Origin of the sequence: Salmonella sp. SJTUF14076, assembly GCF_015534835.1 — a bacterium.
Lineage (GTDB): Bacteria > Pseudomonadota > Gammaproteobacteria > Enterobacterales > Enterobacteriaceae > Salmonella > Salmonella enterica.
This window is the reverse complement of record NZ_CP064674.1, coordinates 1,024,366-1,045,712: the sequence shown is the minus strand read 5'-3', so window position 1 is coordinate 1,045,712 and position 21,347 is coordinate 1,024,366. Positions and strand designations below refer to the sequence as shown.

General features: G+C 48.7%; 18 protein-coding genes and 4 pseudogenes. 9 read left to right on the top strand and 13 right to left on the bottom strand.

The features are described from left to right. Positions 1-7: 7 nt before the first annotated feature. The 4 genes from invA to invF are packed head-to-tail and all read right to left on the bottom strand — an operon-like array spanning position 8 to position 5,540. Positions 8-2,065, bottom strand: a complete 2,058-nt coding sequence (gene invA, locus HU143_RS05120; RefSeq protein ID WP_185191074.1) for a type III secretion system export apparatus protein InvA — start codon at positions 2,063-2,065, stop codon at positions 8-10. Between the two features lie 24 nt (positions 2,066-2,089). Further along, positions 2,090-3,208, bottom strand: a complete 1,119-nt coding sequence (invE, locus tag HU143_RS05115; protein WP_000612171.1) for a type III secretion system gatekeeper InvE — start codon at positions 3,206-3,208, stop codon at positions 2,090-2,092. Further along, complete coding sequence (gene invG / locus HU143_RS05110; protein WP_000848113.1) at positions 3,205-4,893, bottom strand: type III secretion system outer membrane ring protein InvG; 1,689 nt, start codon at positions 4,891-4,893, stop codon at positions 3,205-3,207. Before invG ends, invE begins: the two co-directional genes overlap by 4 nt. Beyond that, positions 4,890-5,540, bottom strand: coding sequence for a type III secretion system transcriptional activator InvF (gene invF, locus HU143_RS05105; protein ID WP_001674874.1), 651 nt, complete (start codon positions 5,538-5,540; stop codon positions 4,890-4,892). The genes invG and invF overlap by 4 nt, the downstream gene beginning before the upstream one ends. Positions 5,541-5,995: 455 nt before the next feature. Here invF and invH point away from each other — a divergent pair. From invH to HU143_RS05090, 3 genes and pseudogenes are all read left to right on the top strand, one after another. Further along, positions 5,996-6,440 (top strand): annotated as a pseudogene (gene invH, locus HU143_RS05100) (SPI-1 type III secretion system invasion lipoprotein InvH). A gap of 430 nt (positions 6,441-6,870) precedes the next feature. After that, positions 6,871-7,320, top strand: a complete 450-nt coding sequence (locus tag HU143_RS05095) for an STM2901 family protein (protein ID WP_000381610.1) — start codon at positions 6,871-6,873, stop codon at positions 7,318-7,320. Beyond that, positions 7,305-7,652, top strand: coding sequence for a DUF1493 family protein (locus HU143_RS05090; protein ID WP_001669174.1), 348 nt, complete (start codon positions 7,305-7,307; stop codon positions 7,650-7,652). Before HU143_RS05095 ends, HU143_RS05090 begins: the two co-directional genes overlap by 16 nt. Positions 7,653-7,924: 272 nt before the next feature. On the opposite strand, the gene HU143_RS05085 is transcribed toward HU143_RS05090, so the two are convergent. Continuing rightward, on the bottom strand, positions 7,925-8,251 hold the full coding sequence (locus tag HU143_RS05085; protein ID WP_000393302.1) for a hypothetical protein: 327 nt from the start codon (positions 8,249-8,251) through the stop codon (positions 7,925-7,927). A gap of 240 nt (positions 8,252-8,491) precedes the next feature. Between HU143_RS05085 and HU143_RS05080 the strand changes: the two are divergent. From HU143_RS05080 to HU143_RS05070, 3 genes and pseudogenes are all read left to right on the top strand, one after another. Beyond that, a pseudogene (locus tag HU143_RS05080) lies at positions 8,492-8,670 on the top strand (IS3 family transposase); the annotation flags it as partial. Between the two features lie 269 nt (positions 8,671-8,939). Next, positions 8,940-9,230: a DUF1778 domain-containing protein gene (locus HU143_RS05075; protein ID WP_072162154.1), complete on the top strand. Its 291-nt coding sequence runs from the start codon at positions 8,940-8,942 to the stop codon at positions 9,228-9,230. Then, positions 9,227-9,754: a GNAT family N-acetyltransferase gene (locus tag HU143_RS05070; RefSeq protein ID WP_023227563.1), complete on the top strand. Its 528-nt coding sequence runs from the start codon at positions 9,227-9,229 to the stop codon at positions 9,752-9,754. Before HU143_RS05075 ends, HU143_RS05070 begins: the two co-directional genes overlap by 4 nt. Positions 9,755-9,826: 72 nt before the next feature. Here the strand turns inward: HU143_RS05070 and HU143_RS05065 are convergent. Beyond that, positions 9,827-10,041 (bottom strand): annotated as a pseudogene (locus HU143_RS05065) (IS5/IS1182 family transposase); the annotation flags it as partial. Between the two features lie 337 nt (positions 10,042-10,378). On the opposite strand from HU143_RS05065, the gene pphB reads away from it, so the two are divergent. After that, positions 10,379-11,035, top strand: a complete 657-nt coding sequence (gene pphB / locus HU143_RS05060) for a protein-serine/threonine phosphatase (protein ID WP_000420452.1) — start codon at positions 10,379-10,381, stop codon at positions 11,033-11,035. A gap of 244 nt (positions 11,036-11,279) precedes the next feature. Here the strand turns inward: pphB and HU143_RS05055 are convergent, their stop codons facing one another. From HU143_RS05055 to HU143_RS05040, 3 genes and pseudogenes are all read right to left on the bottom strand, one after another. Next, positions 11,280-11,774: a hypothetical protein gene (locus HU143_RS05055; protein WP_023227564.1), complete on the bottom strand. Its 495-nt coding sequence runs from the start codon at positions 11,772-11,774 to the stop codon at positions 11,280-11,282. 26 nt (positions 11,775-11,800) lie between these two features. Next, on the bottom strand, positions 11,801-12,469 hold the full coding sequence (locus HU143_RS05050) for a hypothetical protein (RefSeq protein WP_000445914.1): 669 nt from the start codon (positions 12,467-12,469) through the stop codon (positions 11,801-11,803). A 585-nt stretch (positions 12,470-13,054) separates the two neighbouring features. Next, positions 13,055-13,453 (bottom strand): annotated as a pseudogene (locus HU143_RS05040) (cytoplasmic protein); the annotation flags it as partial. A 158-nt stretch (positions 13,454-13,611) separates the two neighbouring features. Between HU143_RS05040 and mutS the strand changes: the two are divergent. Beyond that, positions 13,612-16,179, top strand: a complete 2,568-nt coding sequence (mutS, locus tag HU143_RS05035) for a DNA mismatch repair protein MutS (RefSeq protein ID WP_001005802.1) — start codon at positions 13,612-13,614, stop codon at positions 16,177-16,179. A gap of 55 nt (positions 16,180-16,234) precedes the next feature. On the opposite strand, the gene HU143_RS05030 is transcribed toward mutS, so the two are convergent. Together HU143_RS05030 and HU143_RS05025 are read right to left on the bottom strand one after the other, a co-directional pair. Beyond that, positions 16,235-16,615, bottom strand: coding sequence for a DUF4440 domain-containing protein (locus HU143_RS05030; RefSeq protein ID WP_023227566.1), 381 nt, complete (start codon positions 16,613-16,615; stop codon positions 16,235-16,237). Beyond that, positions 16,612-17,820, bottom strand: a complete 1,209-nt coding sequence (locus HU143_RS05025; protein ID WP_023227567.1) for an MFS transporter — start codon at positions 17,818-17,820, stop codon at positions 16,612-16,614. The genes HU143_RS05030 and HU143_RS05025 overlap by 4 nt, the downstream gene beginning before the upstream one ends. An 87-nt stretch (positions 17,821-17,907) precedes the next feature. Here HU143_RS05025 and HU143_RS05020 point away from each other — a divergent pair, with 87 nt between their 5' ends. Next, complete coding sequence (locus tag HU143_RS05020) at positions 17,908-18,840, top strand: LysR family transcriptional regulator (protein ID WP_072162153.1); 933 nt, start codon at positions 17,908-17,910, stop codon at positions 18,838-18,840. 41 nt (positions 18,841-18,881) lie between these two features. On the opposite strand, the gene HU143_RS05015 is transcribed toward HU143_RS05020, so the two are convergent. Together HU143_RS05015 and denD are read right to left on the bottom strand one after the other, a co-directional pair. Next, a complete protein-coding gene (locus HU143_RS05015; protein WP_000202719.1) occupies positions 18,882-20,378 on the bottom strand; it encodes a GntP family permease in 1,497 nt (498 codons plus the stop codon). Then, a complete protein-coding gene (gene denD / locus HU143_RS05010) occupies positions 20,375-21,325 on the bottom strand; it encodes a D-erythronate dehydrogenase (RefSeq protein WP_001165731.1) in 951 nt (316 codons plus the stop codon). Before denD ends, HU143_RS05015 begins: the two co-directional genes overlap by 4 nt. Between the last annotated feature and the right edge of the window lie 22 nt (positions 21,326-21,347).

The following is a 21,347-nucleotide window of genomic DNA, read 5'->3' as shown; positions in this document are numbered from 1 at the left end:
TAAGCCCTTATATTGTTTTTATAACATTCACTGACTTGCTATCTGCTATCTCACCGAAAGATAAAACCTCCAGATCCGGAAAACGACCTTCAATCATTTTCTTAATAAATCGACGGACATCGACAGACGTAAGGAGGACAAGATCTTTATGTGCAATCAATAAATCATCCAACTTAAGTGTAATGAGATCCATCAAATTAGCGGAGGCTTCCGGGTCAAGGCTGAGGAAGGTACTGCCAGAGGTCTGACGGATCCCTTTGCGAATAACATCCTCAACTTCAGCAGATACCATTACTGCTCGTAATTCGCCGCCATTGGCGAATTTATGGCAAATATAACGCGCCATTGCCCCACGAATATGCTCCACAAGGTTAATGACATCTTTTTCTCTTGGCGCCCACAATGCGAGCGCTTCCATAATTAATTTCATATTACGCACGGAAACACGTTCGCTTAACAAACGCTGCAAAACTTCAGATATACGTTGTACCGTGGCATGTCTGAGCACTTCTTTAAGTAAATCAGGAAATTTCGCTTCCAGTTGGTCCAGCATATGTTTTGTTTCCTGAATACCGAAATATTCATTGACGTTGCGCGCCAGCGTCACCGCCAGACAGTGGTAAAGCTCATCAAGCGCGTTCCGCAACACATAGCCAAGCTCCCGGAGTTTCTCCCCCTCTTCATGCGTTACCCAGAAATACTGGCTGCTACCTTGCTGATGGATTGTTGGATTAATGCCAAAGGAAACAACTTCATCGGAATAATTTACCACTCGCATCAAATCAAAATAGACCGTAAATTGTTCAACACGGATCTCATTAATCAACAATAAGATGCTGTTATCGTCCAGGCCCTCGCCATCGCGTAACAATACTTCCGGCAGGCGCACGCCATAATCAATAAAGAACTGACTACGTAGACGCTCCGCAAGTTGAGCTTTTTCCAGATCTTCACGCCGGCTCTTCGGCACAAGTAATATCAACGGTACGGTCTCTGTAGAGACTTTATCGAGATCGCCAATCAGTCCTAACGACGACCCTTCTTTTTCCTCAATACTGAGCGGCTGCTCGCCTTTACTGGTTTTAGGTTTGGCGGCGCTACGTTTTGCTTCACGGAATTTAAAATAGAAGAGTACGCTTAAAACCACCGATAAAATAACAAATACCGGCAGCGGGAATCCCGGCAGAGTTCCCATTGAAATGGTCAAAATAGCCGTAACAACCAATACAAATGGGTTGTTCAACAGCTGCGTCATGATATTCCGCCCCATATTATCGCTATCGCCATTTACGCGAGTCACGATAAAACCGGCACTAATCGCAATCAACAATGCGGGGATCTGGGCGACAAGACCATCACCAATGGTCAGCATGGTATAAGTAGACAGAGCGGAGGACAAATCCATACCATGGCGGGTCATCCCCACCGAAATACCGCCAATAAAGTTAACAAAGATAATAATGATGCCGGCAATAGCGTCACCTTTGATAAACTTCATCGCACCGTCAAAGGAACCGTAAAGCTGGCTTTCCCTTTCCAGTACGCTTCGCCGTTCGCGCGCGGCATCCGCATCAATAATACCGGCCTTCAAATCGGCATCAATACTCATCTGTTTACCGGGCATACCATCCAGAGAAAATCGGGCCGCAACTTCCGCGACGCGTTCTGAACCTTTGGTAATAACGATAAACTGGACCACGGTGACAATAGAGAAGACAACAAAACCCACCGCCAGGCTATCGCCAATAACGAATTGCCCGAACGTGGCGATAATTTCACCGGCATCGGCTTCAATCAAGATAAGACGACTGGTACTGATCGATAATGCCAGACGAAAGAGCGTGGTAATTAACAGTACCGCAGGAAACGTTGAAAAACTGAGGATTCTGTCAATGTAGAACGACCCCATAAACACCAATATCGCCAGTACGATATTCAGTGCGATCAGGAAATCAACCAGATAGGTAGGTAATGGAATGACGAACATAGAAATGATCATCACCATTAGTACCAGAATCAGTAATTCAGGTCGTAAACGAGCACTGTTAAGTAGAGAAAGCAGCACTATAGGTATCCTGTTAATATTAAATTAAGACAGCTTTTCAATAGTACGACGCTGTTCTGCCATTTCATGCTTGTAGGCAATATCGGTCATACTACGTAACGCCATTAACAATTCTTCCTGCCAATATTCTTCATAAAAGAGTGAAGAGGGTATGGCTTTACATACTTGATAAAATATCTGCAAAAAGGATGCATGTTCTTTATGACTAAGCAATAACGCATTCAAACCTATAATATCGGCTAACAGCGAATCCACTTCATGTGGCTGTTGCAATAGCGAAAGCATCAGTAGTAACCACGACGACTCCTCCGCATTAAACGCTTTGGTAAACGAATACGACAACAATGTACTCACAAATAGTAGGTCAGCGGAGCGCAACATTTTAAGTTGCGTCAGGCGTCGTAAAAGCTGGCCAAACTCCAGGCGCGAACAACTGGCGTCATTCGCGTCAATATCGGTTAATAGCGAACCCTCAATAAAATCCAGTACCACCAGTCGACGTTGATAGCCATAACTGGCTATCCAGTCAGAGTAAATCTCCACTTCATGTGATTCACTCTGGATAAATTGCCGATAGCTGGCGCGCAATAAGCCTGGTTTTAACGATAATGTTTTCCCAAAAAGCCGGGCCTTCAACGCACAATTAATCCCTGCCTTGAGGGTCTTCGGATCGGTTTGCTCTTCAACGTGCTTAAGTAACGACTCCAGCTTTTTCCGCACGATCTCTTCCAGGTCTTTACGACGAAGCAATTCGCGTAACACAAGGACTAAATCACTGGGGTCAGGAAATAAGCTACGCGCCTGACGTAAAAAATCTTCTAACGCGCCGCCATGTACGCTAATTAGCTTTAAGATTTGCTTCGCCTTCGGTAAAGCCTCATCCTCCAGCACGCGTTCAAAACTGTTAGATAAATTACTGGATTTTTTTTCATAATCGCGACGGTTACGAAATTGCGCCAGCGCCGCTGACATTTCGTCCGTCGACTGGACAAATTTTTGTACTTCCGCCCCTGGAGACGAATCCTCTGCGGCCTGTTGTATTTCCGCCTGTTGCGCATCAGTATGCTGGGTCGCATCCTGATGAGATGTCTGCCGGGACAATATTCTGGAAAATGAAATACCGGAGGTTGAGCCAGGAATCATTTAATTGCCTCCTGACCTCTATCCAGATAAACACGAACCCATTTCTGTAACTTATCGTCCCCACTCCAGGCACCGCTTTGCTTCAGAATATTGTTTACCGATTCGCTGGCATCCGGCGTTAACGGGTCGACAATTTCTTTTGGTTCAATCATGAACACACGAACAACATTACTTTTATTCTTACTGGAATAACGGAACAGGCTACCAATAAGCGGTAATTTGCCTAAAAACGGAATACTTTGGACAGTATCGGTATTTGCATCCCGTGTATAACCCCCGACCAGCAAACTTTTTCCGTGCGGCACTCTCGCAATAGTGCTAATTAACGTTCGCCCGACTTCGGGTAACGCATCTACGGAGGTGGTAGTATCAGATTGCGGCGTCTTATCGTTGCCATCTTCAATGTCCAGCGACATTTCTATCTGACCATCTGCGGAAAAACGGGGCAGCACTCGGATCATTGTTCCGTATGTTACATGCTCAAGCGCCACATTACGTTCCCCAATCAGCTTGGTGTAAAACGTTCTGTTGTTATCAAAAATAGCGGGAACATTTTCCTGAGTCAGTAATACCGGGCGCGAAACCACCGTCGCCTGTTTCTTCTCTTCTAACGCATTTACCGCGGCGATGAATCGACTGCCATCGAGGGTACTTATTGAAGACTGGTTTAATGACACGCCAAGTTTGTCCCCAATAGTAATGCTGCCGCTCCATGAAGTGCCCAAACGCTCCAGATCGCTTTTATTAAGATCGACAATCCACAGGGATAATTCTACGTGACGTTTGGCGACATCCAGCGCTTTAACCAGCATTTCGATAAAATGCACCTGCTCAGCCGTTCCTTTTACTAACAAACTGTTGGTATCCGGATAGGCCACGATTTTAATATTGCCCGCCGCGGCGTTTTGCTTTAAAGCTTCCTGCAGACTCATGCCACCGGCATAATTTGCTGCTTTACCTTTTTCTCCATTCGCTGAAAACGCTGGCATCGCCGGGGGTTCGCTACTGACAATATTACCTAAGGGTTGTTCCTCTCCCTGCAATAACCTTTCAATGGCCGTGGCAATACCGGGGATAACCATTTTCTGATCGCGCAGATTGTAGGTACGATCGCCCACGAAGGTATTATTCAGACGCATCACCCCTATTTTCTGGCGTCCCAGCTCAATACCATCGTTTTGCTTGTCCATCATGGTGGCGGCGTTGACCACCATATCAACATAGACGGGTGGCCCTGAAACATAGAATGTTCCTTTACGGTTATCGCCACGTAGCGGGTAATTTTTGTTATATAAACCTGAGCGTTTTAGAAAATTGTTGAACTCATTGAGTGAGACGTTGCGTAAAGAAACCACGGCATTGCGCATTTCACTGGCGTCATAAATATAGATAGCCTGCCCATCGAAATACCAAATCAGCCCCAGTTGTAGGGAAAGCTTCTCCAGTAATGCGTTAGGATCGTGAAACTCAAAGTTGCCCGTAATTTTTTTTCGTGCCGCCATTTTGCTAACAATGACAGGCTCCTTTAGCTGTAGCGCCATGGCATCGAAAAATGTCCGCAGGCTATCGTCTTTCGCAACAAACCCACTTCCCGTTACAGGTATTTTTTCACTAGAATAACCAGGTGTAACCAGAACAAGCGCGGCACATGCCAGCACTCTGGCCAAAAGAATATGTGTCTTCATTTGTCTGCCAATTGAATAATATTTGATAATTTCCGCGGCGAAACGCCGATCAGCTCTTTGATCTCACTAGAAAAATGTGAAGGCGATGAGTAACCATGATTAACGGCTAATTGGGTGATGTTCTCGTGGCCTTCTACACTATTCAGCAGCGATTGCGCCATACGCCAGTTTCGTAATTCACTCTTCGCTTTTCCGCCCAACGCTCTGCTGCACAAACGACGAAAATGGGTATAAGAAACGCCATAGTCTTCTCCCAGCATTCTCATCGTGTTGCCGCTGGTTGACTGAGCGAGTAAATAGCCAACCAACCAGTAACTCTCGCTTTTTCGTAACAGCGCCAGTACCTTATTGAAGGCCGGAGAAGGCGTAATAATTTGCTGCAAAAACCAGTACTCGCAGCGTTTACGATCTTGCCAAATAGCGCGAAACTCAGGACTCAGCAAAACCCATTTATCGGATTCAGCATATGTCGTGTCCACTAATCCTGCGCCATCGATAAATGCCAGTAATTTGCTGAGTACTTCAATTTTTAACGGTCGAAAAACCAGGTCTCCTGATACTGGTGCGACAACGGCCTGCTCGCAAAAAAGCAGCGCGCCTTCCTGAATCAGGCAGTTTTCATTGTGTCGGCTTTCAGAAAATGACATATGCAGCTTTTGCGCGGAACACGTCTGTATAAACCATGCTTCCGGGCTGCGGATTTTCCGCTTCTCTCCTTCTTTAAGTACTTCCTGCGTATTTAGCATAGTTGTCAGCACCAGTTAAAAATCATTTTAATATGTAAACAATACCGGGAGCGGGTGGCAAAATCCTGATGCAAACATTATGAAACTGATGCCACCCGCTAATTAAATTAGCCAACTTGCACAGCGCTTGCTGATTTAAAATAGAAAATTAGCTCATAGTGTATAAATTCTGGCTTATTGTTCTGCAGCAGCAAAAATTCAGATATTGTCATCTGGATGGAGAATTAATTATTTATATCAGGAGTTTTTTTTGCTAGCATTCCTGAAACGCATTCGCCTCTTATCACTATTGTCAGATAACATTCTGACGGTTGTGTAAAAACATTGCGCCTCATTCTTCTGTAGTTGGAGTTAATATGAAAAAATTTTATAGCTGTCTTCCTGTCTTTTTACTGATCGGCTGTGCCCAGGTGCCCCTCCCTTCCTCCGTGAGCAAACCGGTACAGCAACCTGGCGCTCAGAAAGAGCAACTGGCCAACGCAAATAGTATTGATGAGTGTCAGTCTCTTCCGTATGTGCCGTCAGACCTTGCGAAGAATAAATCATTATCAAACCAGAACGCTGATAATTCCGCATCAAAAAATAGCGCAATCAGCTCAAGCATTTTTTTGCGAAAAATATAAACAAACCAAAGAGCAGGCGCTCACCTTCTTCCAGGAACATCCACAATACATGCGTTCGAAAGAAGATGAAGAGCAACTCATGACCGAATTTAAAAAAGTTCTTCTTGAACCCGGAAGTAAGAATTTAAGCATATATCAGACGTTACTTGCTGCCCATGAAAGACTGCAAGCCTTATAAGGCCATATCACCGTTGGCTGAACTCATCATGATATAATTAAGACCATATTTTGCATTGCCACTTAATATCAATATAATTATTATAGCTATGGTCACTTTTACGGTTGGCCATTTGTCTCTTACGTTGCATTTATCAATCTGCTTTTTGATACAGCAGCACCTCGCTGCTGCTTTTTTTATTTGTGATAAAGAACGGCCTCCCAGACTTGGGAAATAGCCGAAACTTATACTGACAAACTATCGTCTCGTATATCGCGATAAACTGACATCCCCCTCTTGCCCCACATGTTGGCATTCTTACGATACCCCATCCACTTTTCGCGAATAACGTTCTTTTTACCCGTGACAGCGTATTGACGACCAGGCTAGTATAGCGGCAGAAACGTCCCGATGCCTGGAATGAATGGCAAACAGTCTATAAGGTGATTGAATGGATACGACAGAAGAACTAAACGGAACCTACTTCTACCACGGACAATCGAACCTGTCAGCAGGTGAACTATTTGATGTAATTTTCATTGAGCAATTTTGTGATGAACTTGGGATTGGCATTGAGTCAGGTGCTGCTATCCTCGCCGGGCAACCGTGGTTAAAAACCAGAACGAAACCGGGAGAGGCAATCAAAGGGACAAGTGTTATCTCCAGGTATGGGAGAATGCTTTTACGAAATGCACGAACTCCTTTTGGTATTAGAGTTCCTACACCCGTTGGTATAAGAATGCGAAAAACAAATAATCTTGCCGCAGTCATAGCACGATATGTTCCATGGTTAGGTTGGGTTGGTCTTGTGAATTCAATTTACCAGGTATCAAGGAGAACTCAGGCAAAATACAACCTAATAGCACGCCCTAAAGATCGTATACAATGGACATCCTTTTGATGGACACAATTCAGCAAGAGGTGTTAGCACTCTTCCGTGAAGAGATTCCCGGATATTTAGACAGCAATTGGAAAGAAATCCCATTAGAACTTGATTCTGATTTATTTGAAGCTCCAGGCGATGACCTGCATGAAGCTTTGGATAAATTTGAAAAAAAATTTAATGTAGATTTATCACAAGTTAAATGGTCGTGTTATTTCCCTTGGGAGAATACTCCACTGCTTACACGATGGTTTAAATTAAAACGGGAAGATGTAGAACGAACTCGTAAGCCTTTAACAATCAGAATGTTTTCTGAATCAGCGAAAGCTGGGAAATGGCTTTATGATTAATGAAAAATATGTCGAATTAATCAGGAGCTAATTACTATGAATTTTGTTAATCGATTAAAATTAAAAGTAGTAAATTTCATATACTTTTCAAATTAAAATAATGTGTTGTATCTACCTTTCGACCACCAGTAACTCTGACGCCATCCGTTTTAAATTGACCATTTGGTTCTGGTGGTATATCGCGAGTAGATATTTCTGAAGTGCTTGACTATTCACTCTTTTTTAGCCTGCATGTATGGTGGCGACGATGCTGTTACATAGGTACCGGTATATTACCAAATTGATTCTGCCAGATATCCCGCCTCACGTAGAGCATTCATAATTTTATTCGCTAATTCATACTGATATTCATACGAGGTATTCTCCATGGAAAATACCGTTAATTCATATTTATAATACAGCCAACCATCATTCTCATTTATCAACTTAGGATTACAGTCATAATTTCTTTCTATTGTAATCATTGTATTTTCGTATCTTAAATATAATAAGTTCACTTTTATTATGTCTGGAATCCCTTGGGATAAAAAATCAATTAACTCATATTTATCCAGATCAGACTCAACAACGATTGTGAATTCAGAGTTAACTTCTTCCATTATGGAACCTCAATATATGGGCCTCTATTAAACGGTGATGATTGTTTCATTACCGATACCTGTATTTTTGTTACATCATCCGGATGAAAGTGTAGGATATACATCCTCCCATATGCCACCTTCATCACCAGGGCCTAATGCACGCCGTTGAGCCTTTGTTGATTTTTAACCTTCTGATCTTACTCAGCAATAGTGGACACGCAACTAAGTGAGTAAACGCTCAAGCAAGAGGTGACTCACATGACAAAACCAGCATCAACCACCAATAAGCCACGCAAGCAGCACACGCCTGAAAGCCCTGAAACTGGCGGAACGCATTGGGGTGGCCGCTGCCACCAGCGAGCTTAACCTGTATAAATCACAGATCTACAGCTGGCGAAACTCAGATCTCTTCTTCTGAACGTGAGCAGGAGATGTCCGCCGCTTAGGGTTGTGTCCCTATTACGCGGGTAGGATCAATCAAGCAGTTACGGCAAAAAAGAGAATCATGAATATATTTAGCAAACTCCCTGATGATACGTAATCAGTGAGATTAAAGTAATGCAATCGCGATAAACCGAAGTTAATCCCCTGTTTAAAGACAGTGAACGACCTTCTTGCCATGTCTGGACTATATTAGCCTCACATGTACGCCTTGAAAGCGTACATATATATACTATAATTGTACATATTGTTCATAAACAGGAGGATGAAAACCATGCCTCAGATAGCTATAGAATCTAACGAAAGGCTGTCGTTGCGTGTATCGACGGATGCCAAAAAGTTGATAGTCCGCGCTGCGGCAATCCAGCAAACCAACCTGACGGATTTTGTGGTCAGTAACGTACTACCTGTCGCACAGAAGATTGTTGATGCCGCCGAACGGGTATATCTGACGGAGCGCGATACTAAAATGATCATGGAAATTTTAGATAACCCGCCAGCGCCGAATGAAAAGCTTCTTGCCGCTGCTTTCGCCCTGCCGGACATGAAGAAATGATGTTTACAGACTGGCATGAGGCCGCGATAGGGAAAACCCACAATCGAATGAATTTTGATTGTGGGGATGCCGATCTGAACCAATTCCTGCAACGCCATGCACGACAAAATCATGAGAAAGGGACAACGAAAACCTATGTTGCGCTTGATAATTCGGATGTTACACGTATCCACGGCTTTTACTCAGTCAGTCCTGCATCACTGATATATGCACAGGTTCCCGGCGCAATCAGCAAAGGATTAGGGAGATATGATGTGCCAGTGTTTCGTCTGGGTCGTTTAGCCGTAGACAAATCTATGCAGGGGCAAGGGCTGGGAGCACAACTTTTGTTATCTGCCGGAAAGCGTTGCATACAGGCGGCTTTGCAGGTCGGTAGCGTAGCCCTGCTTATTGATGCCAAAAATAAACAGGTCTGCGACTGGTACAAAGGATTTGGCGCAGTACCATTAAACGATCAACCCCTTTCCTTGTTGCTGTCGTTTAAAACGCTTTATGCTGCTTTATCTGCATCTGGTAGGTTATGACAACATGAGGCTTTGTTGAATAATTCAGAATCGGCCAACGATAAGGATACAGGACTCCCACCGGAGCACTCGTTATACGAGCCTGACGCTGGTCGGCATTGCCAACAACGTCATCCGATTCAGCGCTTTGACCATCGCCATCACTTCACCCACCTGCGCGTCATAGTTCCGCAGGCTCAAATGGCCGCCCAGCAAGGTTTTGATACGGAACATGACCGTTTCCGCTACTGAACGACGGTGATAGCCCACTTTCTTTTCCAGACCTCATTGCTGCCGCTCAGATGTTGATTTTAAACTTTTGCTTTGCCATGGGAACCCGATGCTGAAACGACAGTAACGATCAGATCCGCCAATCTCTTTATTCAACAAAGCCCCTTCGGGATAAAGCTTCCGCTGAGCGGGAAAGTATGCCTTTGCAATTAATCAGGAAAGTGTTGCGCGAGAAATAGTGCATCTTTCAAGCACATCGTCTACTTTAATTAACCGATTCATAAAATATATATTCTCTGTTCATTTCTAGCTTGTAGGCTATTTTAATAACTGTGTATTTTAAAGAATAAAAATTAATATTACCCTACTTCTTTGTTATAATACCAGCCTCCAAAATTGTGCTATAGGAACATCATGGAATTAATCCGTTATGCTGACATCAACAGCGATCTCTATCGCCACATTTGGGTCGTTGGTGATATTCATGGATGTTACTCCTTATTGTTAACCAGACTGGCTCAATTAAATTTCTCTCCTGATACCGATCTCTTGATCTCCACTGGAGATAACATTGATCGAGGAAAAGAAAACCTTGAAACACTGAGACTGTTAAATACCCCATGGTTTATTTCTGTAGTGGGTAATCATGAAGCTATGGCGCTTGACGCTTTTGAAACACAGGATGGCAATTTCTGGTATGTAAACGGTGGTTACTGGTACGACTCGGTCACCGAAAAAGACAGGCAAGAAGCCACTGAGCTATTACTAACTTTTAAGCAGCGTCCTCACATCATAGAAGTTGAAACGTCCTCAAAGAAGTACGTGATTGCCCATGCCGATTATCCAGATGACAGCTACGATTATGGGAAGCAAGTTGATATTGATAGCGTTCTATGGTCACGCGATCGTCTGCTTGGTTCGTTACAGGGGAATATCCATCCAATACGCGGTGCGGATACTTTTATCTTCGGCCATATGATTGTTGACTACACAACAACATTCGCCAATCAAATCTACATTGACACCGGTTCTTTCTGTTCAGGCAATCTGTCTTTTTTTAAAATAAAGTAATCTGGAAATAGAATTATATAATATACGCAACGATAGCGTTACTTTATTTTGTATTCTGAGGATATATATTCAAACATAGAATTCTATCATAGCATATTAACCCTCCCTGCATTATGGGCAATGATATAGCCTTCAATAAGTACCATTGCCCATTCGTAATAGCGTCTAAATTTCACGTTTTTCTGCCCATTTCAGCATTAAGATCGCAGGCCAAAAAAACGAAGCCGTAATCCGACGCAGGTAGTTACCCGATCGCCTGAGACGAGTAAAGATCGCACATCTCAAGATACCTATCGGAAGAAAGCGCAATAACCGTGGTGGCGAAATGGATCGGCTTGCCTTCATGCAACACAATCTTAATACCGGCGGCGGCCGGGATGAAGTTAATGCTCTGTGAATGCCAGGTGTTTTCGGCGATATTTGTCCAGGCCGCGAATTTGCTATTACAGAAGCGAATACCTTCACGACTGATGGTGACTGCCGGCTTTGCCGCGCTTAAAAATGAGCGAGCCAGGCGCACAATAAATAACAGACTGCCGCAACAAATAAGCCCCATAAAGACGGCACCGCCAGTTTTGGGCTCCTCGGGATCGGTGGCCATACTCACCGCCAGCGCAATAAAAACTCCCATCATACAAATCCAGAACACAATACCAACCAACGTTTTAGATCTGGAATAATAGATATTGAACTCCACAGGCATGTTTTGCTGGCTGGTTTTTGATACGTACAGTTCCATTGATTCATCCTTGTATAAAAATGTCGTCAGGCGGGTAAACGCTGGGAAAGAAAGTTGAGCAGCAGCGGCTCATTGACGATAGTGGAGCGGTCGATTTTGCAGATCCGGCCCGTAGCGGTGCTAATCATCAGATAGCTCATTGAACTGCCAGCCCCCTCCTCGCGCTGGGTGCGAATACTGGCGATCTGCGCATACGGCACCGCCCGGTTTTTGTGTTCAAGCCGATCCGCCAGCGCGGTCACTTTGCCGAATTTAAGACGTCCATCGGCGGCGAGGCGCGCCCCCAGCGCAGAACCGTGTCGCCGGACAAGTTCAGCAGCCAGTCGGTCGTAAATTCCGTTGCCATCGTTCCAGAAATCAAGGTAGATGACGTACTTCTTGCCGCCACTGTGGCGCAAGATGAGTTTGTCGGATTGGTGGAGCAGACGCATTGATTCAAGCGCATCGTAATGGATAACACGATGCCCGGCCTGCAACGCGGTTTCGGTTAACGTCATCCTGCGCGGCGTAAACAGAAACAGAACTGTGACGCTGAATTTCCAGATGATAAACAACAGGCCCACCAGTAGCGATATACCGGAAAGCCGATAATTCACGGTGGCTGTTGCTATGCTGAGAATAAAAAAACCGATCCCGATAGCAAACCATTTCAGCTCCGAAAGCGAAAGATGCCGGGTGTATTGACGACTTTCCATGATGGTATGGTATCCCTGATTTTACTGTCGGCGTATTACGTCAGGTTGAGTAAGGAAGCTATATCCGTTATGTTTTAGGTTATATACACTTCATCCTTCAGGCTGCCGGAGCAACTATTGTACGCTCCCGGAGATTAATGAGAGACATCCTGCCTCTCACCGAAGACCAACCACGAGCCTATACACCATTCGGTGTAAATGCCTTTCTCAGAAGTGAACGTCCAGGCGGCTACAGAACCCGAGCGTGATAATAAAGCGACTCGTTGTCATGAGCCAGTCCCTTAGCGACATTGTCCATTTTCGGATGTCGGCCTGAATTGCCAGTCACACAACCTTTTTCACTGACTCGTCCGTCGGAAACACCGTACGCTTTTGATAGCATGTTGGTTATCTATGCCGGAAATGCGAGTCTGGTTTTTCTTCAGCAGACGATCGAACGGGCTGAGATCTTCAGGTATTTTGAGATTTTGGCCAGTGCATTAGCCAGAGCCTGCAACTGTTTTTCGTCCATAAAGCAACCAGCTTTTGATGTTGAATCGAACATATCAAAATCAGGCAATTACACAATTTTAATTACAGTCTCATTTTGAGTTCGGAAGCATCCGTTTCCCTCTTAATTTTGTTGGGATTTCTCTTTGTTGCGAGCATGGTCTGAACTAATTGCCTGGCTACTTGCCTTGTTTCATCAATATTTGGAAAATCGAACACATTTCCAACTTTTACTTTCAAGACAGAACTTGGCTTCCTACCCTCACTGACATTACGATCTGACGAGGCTACTCTTCGCTGGATTACGTAGGTTTTTTTCGTCAAACTGGCTTTTACCCCGAAACCAGCAGGAGCTTGTCTGTGGTCATCGAAAACAGTGTAGAGTTTTTGAGCTGGGTTAGCTTCGAAAACGATTTTTCCAGAGCGACTGAGTGCAGGCTTAAAATTGATACTTAACTTGTTGATAATGAAAGGCTGGCTGAGAGTTGTTTTCAAAGTATCACCCCTGTTGTAGTCCAGGAATGATGAGAATGTAACCTGTCACATTTTAGGCTACAGGTGAGCTACAAATTTATGAGTTTATGTGAGTTTATAAGGGTTTTACCCGGGGCCACATGAGCACTTGAAAGAATAAAAAAACGAGTAAAATCAATATGAATGAGTCATTTGATAAGGACTTCTCCAACCACACCCCGATGATGCAGCAGTATCTCAAGCTGAAAGCCCAGCATCCGGAGATCCTGCTCTTTTATCGTATGGGAGACTTTTACGAGCTGTTTTATGACGACGCAAAGCGTGCGTCGCAGTTGCTCGATATTTCGCTGACCAAACGCGGCGCATCGGCTGGCGAACCTATCCCTATGGCGGGTATCCCGCACCACGCCGTAGAAAACTACCTCGCGAAACTGGTCAATCAGGGCGAATCCGTCGCTATTTGCGAACAGATTGGCGATCCGGCCACCAGCAAAGGTCCCGTTGAACGTAAGGTCGTGCGTATCGTTACGCCTGGCACCATCAGCGATGAAGCCCTGTTACAGGAGCGTCAGGATAACCTGCTGGCGGCTATCTGGCAGGATGGTAAAGGCTACGGTTACGCCACGCTGGATATCAGCTCCGGGCGCTTTCGGCTGAGCGAACCCGCCGATCGTGAAACGATGGCCGCAGAGCTGCAGCGCACCAATCCCGCCGAACTGTTGTATGCCGAAGATTTTGCTGAAATGGCGTTAATAGAGGGACGCCGGGGTCTGCGCCGTCGCCCGTTGTGGGAGTTTGAGATTGATACCGCCCGCCAGCAGTTAAATCTGCAATTCGGTACGCGGGATCTGGTCGGTTTCGGCGTCGAAAATGCCTCGCGTGGATTATGTGCGGCAGGCTGCCTGTTACAGTACGCAAAAGATACCCAGCGCACCTCCCTGCCGCATATTCGTTCCATTACGATGGAACGCCAGCAGGACAGCATCATTATGGATGCCGCGACCCGCCGCAATCTGGAAATTACCCAAAACCTGGCCGGTGGTGTCGAAAATACCCTCGCCGCGGTGCTTGACTGTACCGTGACGCCAATGGGTAGCCGAATGCTTAAACGCTGGCTGCATATGCCGGTACGAAATACCGACATATTGCGTGAACGCCAGCAGACCATCGGCGCCTTGCAGGACACCGTCAGCGAACTGCAACCGGTGCTGCGTCAGGTCGGCGATTTGGAGCGTATCCTTGCGCGTCTGGCGCTGCGCACCGCGCGTCCGCGCGATCTCGCCCGAATGCGTCACGCCTTCCAGCAGTTGCCGGAATTGCACGCTCAGCTTGAAACCGTTGACAGCGCGCCGGTACAGGCGTTGCGTAAAAAAATGGGCGATTTCGCCGAGCTGCGCGACCTCCTGGAACGCGCCATTATTGACGCGCCGCCGGTACTGGTCCGCGACGGCGGCGTTATTGCGCCCGGCTACCATGAAGAGCTGGACGAATGGCGCGCGCTGGCGGACGGCGCCACCGATTATCTCGATCGTCTGGAAATTCGCGAGCGCGAGCGTACCGGGCTGGATACGCTGAAAGTCGGCTATAACGCGGTACATGGTTATTACATTCAGATTAGCCGTGGTCAAAGCCATCTGGCGCCCATCAATTATGTGCGTCGCCAGACGCTGAAAAATGCCGAACGCTACATTATTCCTGAGCTTAAAGAGTACGAAGATAAAGTTCTGACCTCGAAAGGCAAAGCGCTGGCGCTGGAAAAACAGCTATATGACGAATTGTTTGATCTGCTGTTGCCGCATCTGGCCGATTTACAGCAGAGCGCCAACGCGCTGGCGGAGCTGGATGTGCTGGTTAACCTGGCCGAACGCGCCTGGACGCTGAATTACACCTGCCCGACATTTACCGATAAACCCGGTATCCGTATTACCGAAGGTCGCCACCCGGTGGTTGAGCAGGTACTGAATGAGCCGTTTATCGCTAACCCGCTCAATCTGTCGCCGCAGCGCCGGATGTTGATCATTACCGGCCCCAATATGGGCGGTAAAAGTACCTATATGCGGCAAACGGCATTGATCGCCCTGCTGGCCTATATCGGCAGTTACGTTCCGGCGCAAAACGTGGAAATCGGCCCCATCGACCGTATTTTTACCCGCGTCGGCGCAGCGGACGACCTGGCCTCCGGGCGTTCGACCTTTATGGTGGAGATGACCGAAACCGCGAACATTCTGCATAATGCCACGGAAAACAGTCTGGTATTGATGGATGAAATCGGGCGCGGTACCTCCACGTATGACGGGCTGTCGTTGGCCTGGGCCTGCGCGGAGAATCTCGCGAATAAGATTAAAGCGTTAACGCTGTTCGCTACCCACTACTTCGAGCTGACCCAATTACCGGAGAAAATGGAAGGCGTGGCGAACGTCCACCTGGATGCGCTGGAACACGGCGATACTATCGCGTTTATGCACAGCGTGCAGGACGGCGCGGCAAGTAAGAGCTATGGCCTGGCGGTCGCGGCGCTTGCGGGCGTCCCTAAAGAAGTCATCAAACGCGCGCGCCAAAAACTCCGCGAGCTGGAAAGCATCTCGCCCAATGCGGCGGCAACGCAGGTGGACGGCACGCAAATGTCGTTGCTTGCCGCCCCGGAGGAGACATCGCCCGCCGTTGAAGCGCTGGAGAATCTCGATCCGGACTCCCTGACGCCACGCCAGGCGCTGGAGTGGATCTATCGGCTGAAAAGTCTGGTGTAAACGTGTCGGGCCCGATAGCGCCGCGTTATCGGGCCCACGCGCCAGCACAGGCTTTTCAGGCTGTGGCTGTCGTTTCGTGTAAATGACGCCAGACTATCCGTCCTCTTTCCCTTTTTAAAATGACCGTCGACCAGCGTACCGTCTCAGCCTGACCCGGCAGTTGCTGGCGCTCACGATAACGCAGCGCGGCACCTTCCGGCCACTCCGCCACAAGGTCAATGTGCTCAACCACGATAACCAGACCCAGGCGACACGCGCGCTGCGCCTGGAAAAAAGCGCCCAGCGCCGGATAATCCAGACAAACGCCGCCTGGCGTTATCATCGTAAAATCAGCAGCGAAACGCGCTATCAACGCCTCTAGATTACCCATCCCCTTGCTAAGCCAGTTCTCAATCGCCGCATGGGCGTGAATAATTTCATCTTTATATGGATTCATGGTCTTTCCTTTTTCAGGCACAGAAGCGCCTGTCTATTGTTCAGACAGACAGCGTAAATAAGGGGCAGCAGGGTGATACCGGCGGCGGCAATAAAGGTCCAGCGATAAGCAACCTCAAGCGACATAACGCGCTGGAGCGCATTTAACAGCAGCGTCAACAGCGTCGCGCCAAGGAAAAAGCTGATCTGACGATTAAGATTCCATAGCGCGCTGGCGTCAGGCATGTCCCGGCGAGCAATAGTCAGGAAAGCGCCACTCTGCGCGGTACTGCTGCACAAACTGCCGCCAGCGCCCATTAAGGCGAATATCATCATCAGTACACGGTGCGATGTCGCAGGCGTAACGTTAGTTAAAAGCAGTATCCCTGCGGCCTGAAGAAGACAGCCGACGATAATCAGCGGACGCGGCCCAAGCCGATTGAAGTAACGTCCGGTAAGCATAATGGCGACAAATGAAGCGATCGACCAGGGGAGCATCAGCGACCCCGCCGCCGCAGGCGATAGCTGCGCGACGTTCTGTAGATAAAACATCCCGACCACGCTGATACCAATGAACATACCCGGTACGCACAGATAGACGATCATGGCAAAACGCAGCAGCCTGTCCATCAACAACGGCAGATGGAGCAATCTTGCTGACGCCATTGTCGTCGACGCGGCGTTCAGCCAACGATAAGCGAGCAATAAAGTGAGAACGGCCACCGGCAGCGTGGCAAAGAATATCCAGCGCCAGCCGCACGTTTCCACCAGCAGCCCGCCAATCGCAGGCGAACATGCCGGCGCCAGTAGCGCCACCATCATGACAACCGATGACACGCCAGCGCGTTCATGCGGTTCAAACTGTTGCCAGGTTAACGCCTGACCAACCGGGATCAATAAGCCACCGCCCGCCCCCTGCACAATACGCCAGAAAACAAGGCTGTGTAAGGAATCGGCAAAACCTGCGGCAGCGGCGGCAACGCTAAACAGAATGAGCGAAAATATAATCAGCCGTCGTGCGCCGAGATAACGCGAAAGAAACGCGCTAAACGGAACGATCAGCGTTAATCCTGCGATATAACCGTTACTCACCCATGCCAGCGCCGATATGGACGTATGCAGCTCCACGGACATCGCAGGAAAAGCCACGCTGGCAATAAACAGATTAATCAGATCAAGAAAGAAGCCGAGCAGGTAAACCACTGCCACTTTACTGCGATACGTCATTATGCATCCTCCGTCAGAGGCGCTAATGTAGCCGTCCGGAGAAAGCCAGATAAGTCCGCGCTTCAACGATATACTGTCAAAATAATTTTGACAGTAAAGGAGCTCGCCATGCTCAATTTGCAGCGTATGTCGCTGTTTATCGCCGTGGTAGATAGCGGCAGCTTCACGGCGGCGGCGGCCGCATCGGGCCAAACAAAAGCGGTAGTGAGTTTTAATATTCGGCAGCTTGAAAAAGAGCTTGGCGTAACGTTACTGCTACGTTCCACCCGACGATTGACGCTCACAGACGCCGGCGTCCTCTTTTACCAAAAAGGCGTGAATTTACTCAATGCCGCGAAAAATTTGCAGGATGAAGTGCGTGCCAGCCATAGTGGGCTGGGCGGCGAGTTACGTATTACCACTACGCCCGAGTTTGGCGAACAGGTGGTCATTCCGGTACTGGCGCAGTTTAGTCAGCGCCATCCCGATCTCCGTATTCGGCATATGTCCTCATCACATCATGCCGATTTAATTGCCGAGCGCTTTGATGTGGCGATTCGGCTTGGCTCGCTGGCGGACTCCCGCTATCGCGCCGCGCTGATATCCCGCTTTACCATTCTGCCGGTCGCCGCGCCGCAGTGGCTCGCCCGCAACCCTGTTTCATCACTGGAGTCGTTGGCCCAGGCGGAATGGATTATTCATGAGCGATTACCTACGCCGCTACGGTGGACAGTAACGAATAATCATGGCCAACACTCACGCCTGGAGATAAGCAAAGCCGGAAAAATTTCTGTCGACAGCGCGCGCTCGCTGATGGCCTTCGCTCTCGCGGGAAGCGGCGTCGCATTACTGCCGCAATGGTTAGTCAACACCGCACTGGAGGATGGAACGTTAATTCACGTGTTACCCGACTATCATTTTCCCCGTCAGGGCATTTATGCCGTTTATCCGGACGCCCGCCATGTATCGACAAAAGTACGCGCATTTATTGATTTTTTACGTTCGCAATGGGATTGCGGGGAGCACGCCCCATCATTGTAGCCAGCCCGGGAGCATTGCGCTCCCGGACGGATAATACCGTCTTAATCCTTAACTACCAGCTTGTCTTTGATCCCCTGCGCCTGCCAACGCACCCACAGCATAATTGCCGCCAGAACGACAATCGGCAGTAACGGATCGAGCCAACTGCCGCCGGAACCAAACAGCAGGTTAATCAGCGCCACGCCGGTGCCGCCAATCGCCCAGGCAATGGTCGTCGGTACAGACCAAACCACCATCTGCTGTTTGACATCAGAGACGCCCATCATGCGGTTAACCACCCAGAACAGGCTATCGTTGAAGTAGCCGAAGAACAGCGACCCCATCGTTGCGGCCTGAGCGGCAAGCAACATATTGATGCCGGGGATCTGCGCCAGGATCGGCGCGGAAATCGAGGCGGCAGTGATCATCGCCACCGTCCCCGATCCCTGAATCAGGCGTACCAGCGTCGCCACGATAAACGGGATCAGGATCGGCGAGATCGGCAGGTTGGCAACCTGCTCCGCCAGCTGTTGCCCCGCGCCGCTGTCGCGCAGGATCGCGCCCAACGCGCCGCCAGCGCCCGTGACCAGTAAGATAATCCCGGCGCTTTGCAAGCCCTCTTCCAGACGCTCTGCAGTGGTATGTTTATCCATGCGCGGCACCAGCGTATACACCGCCAGCAGAACGCTGATGGCCAACGCGATCACCGGACTTCCCACAAAGTTGATTGCCTGTACCACCGGATGCGTCGCCAGGCCGGACCATCCTTCTATGGTGGCGAGAGTGGAGCAGATAGCCTTCAGGAAGATCAGCACGATCGGCACCACAATAGGCAGCAGAGAGAGCGTCAGGCTCGGCAGATCCTTTTGCTCTTTCTCTTTATTGTACTGCTCCAGCGCGGCATTAACTTCATCGGCGTTCAGCGTACGCGGCACGAAATCAGGGTAGCGTTTATCCAGCCACTGCGCATAGAACACAATGCCGATCACACAGGGCACCGCCAGCGCCATCCCGGTCAATAACATTGCGCCGATGTCGACGTTAAAAATCCCGGCTACCCCCAGCGGACCGGGCGTCGGAGGTACCGTATGGTGAGTGACCACCAGCCCGCCCGCCAGCGCGACGCCCAGCGTCAGTAGCGAACGTTTACCGCTTTTCGCCAGCGCTTTCGCCACCGGATAAAGAATGACAAAAGCGGAATCGACGAAAATGGGGATGCTGACAATATAACCCGTGATCGCCAGCGCCCACTCTTCACGGCGTTTCCCCAGCCATTTGATAAAGCTCCAGGCGATACGCTCCGCCGCGCCGGAAACCTCCAGCAAGCGCCCCATCATTACGCCGAGACCAATCACCAGGCCAATGCTGCCCAGCGTCGTACCGAATCCGCTGGTGATGACAGAGAGCGTTTTATCAATGCCCATTCCCCCCAACAGACCGGCGATACAGGCCGCCGCCAGCATCGCGATCAGCGCATGAACACGGGTGCGTAACACCAGCCATACCAGCACGAAAACGGCAACGATCAGGCCGATAATTGGGGTCGGTAAACTTGTCATGACCTCCCCTCCATATCATCTTGTCGAAAGCGTTCGATAATGTCATCGAAGCGTTTATCGGCGACAAAACCTAACGCCAGCGCACGCTGGTTATCGATACGTCCCGGCCAGGAGGCGACAATTTTCTCGACGCCTTCGTCGCGCTGATGCGTAACCCGATCGCGCGCCGCCTGGCCGCCCGCCTGACGCAACGTTTCCAGCATCTCGCCCACGGTTACGCTGATCCCCGGTAAGTTGATGCTGCTCGCCTCGCCAGGCGCGGGTAACGTTGCGGCCAGCGACAGGTTATGGATCACCGTCGCTGGGCTGGAAATCCACAGCCGCAAACTTTCCGACACCGGGCAGACGGTCGTCTCGCCCTGCAACGGTTCACGAATAATCGCGCTGACAAAAGAAGAGGCGGCGCGGTTTGGTTTACCCGGGCGAACACAGATCGTCGGCAAACGCAGCGCCAGCCCATCCACATAGCCTTTGCGGGTATAGTCGTTGACCAACAGTTCACAGGCGGCCTTCTGCGCGCCATAAGACGAGCGCGGCGTGAGCGCGGTGGTATCGGTGACGCATTCCGGCAGCGTACCGCCATAAACGGCAAGCGAGCTGGAGAAGACAAAACGAATTTTCTGCGGTTGTCGACGACACGCCTCAAGTAACTGGCGGGTAAGATCCAGGTTAACTTTCCATCCCAGATCGAAATCGTCTTCCGCATGACTGCTGACAATCGCAGCGAGATGATAAACAACAGAGGTATTAGCGGTAATCACATTCTCCAGCACGCCCGGCTGGGTTAAGTCAGCCTCCAGGCAGCGTAAACGAGGGGAATCTGATAACCGTGCAGGCATTTTTAAATCAACAAGAAGCAGTTCGTTAAACGCCAGCGATGAGTTTAATAAGGCGCTTGCGAGTTTCTGGCCTAAAAAGCCGCCCCCGCCGGTAATGATAATCTGCATCCGGATGTCCTCTTTATTGTTG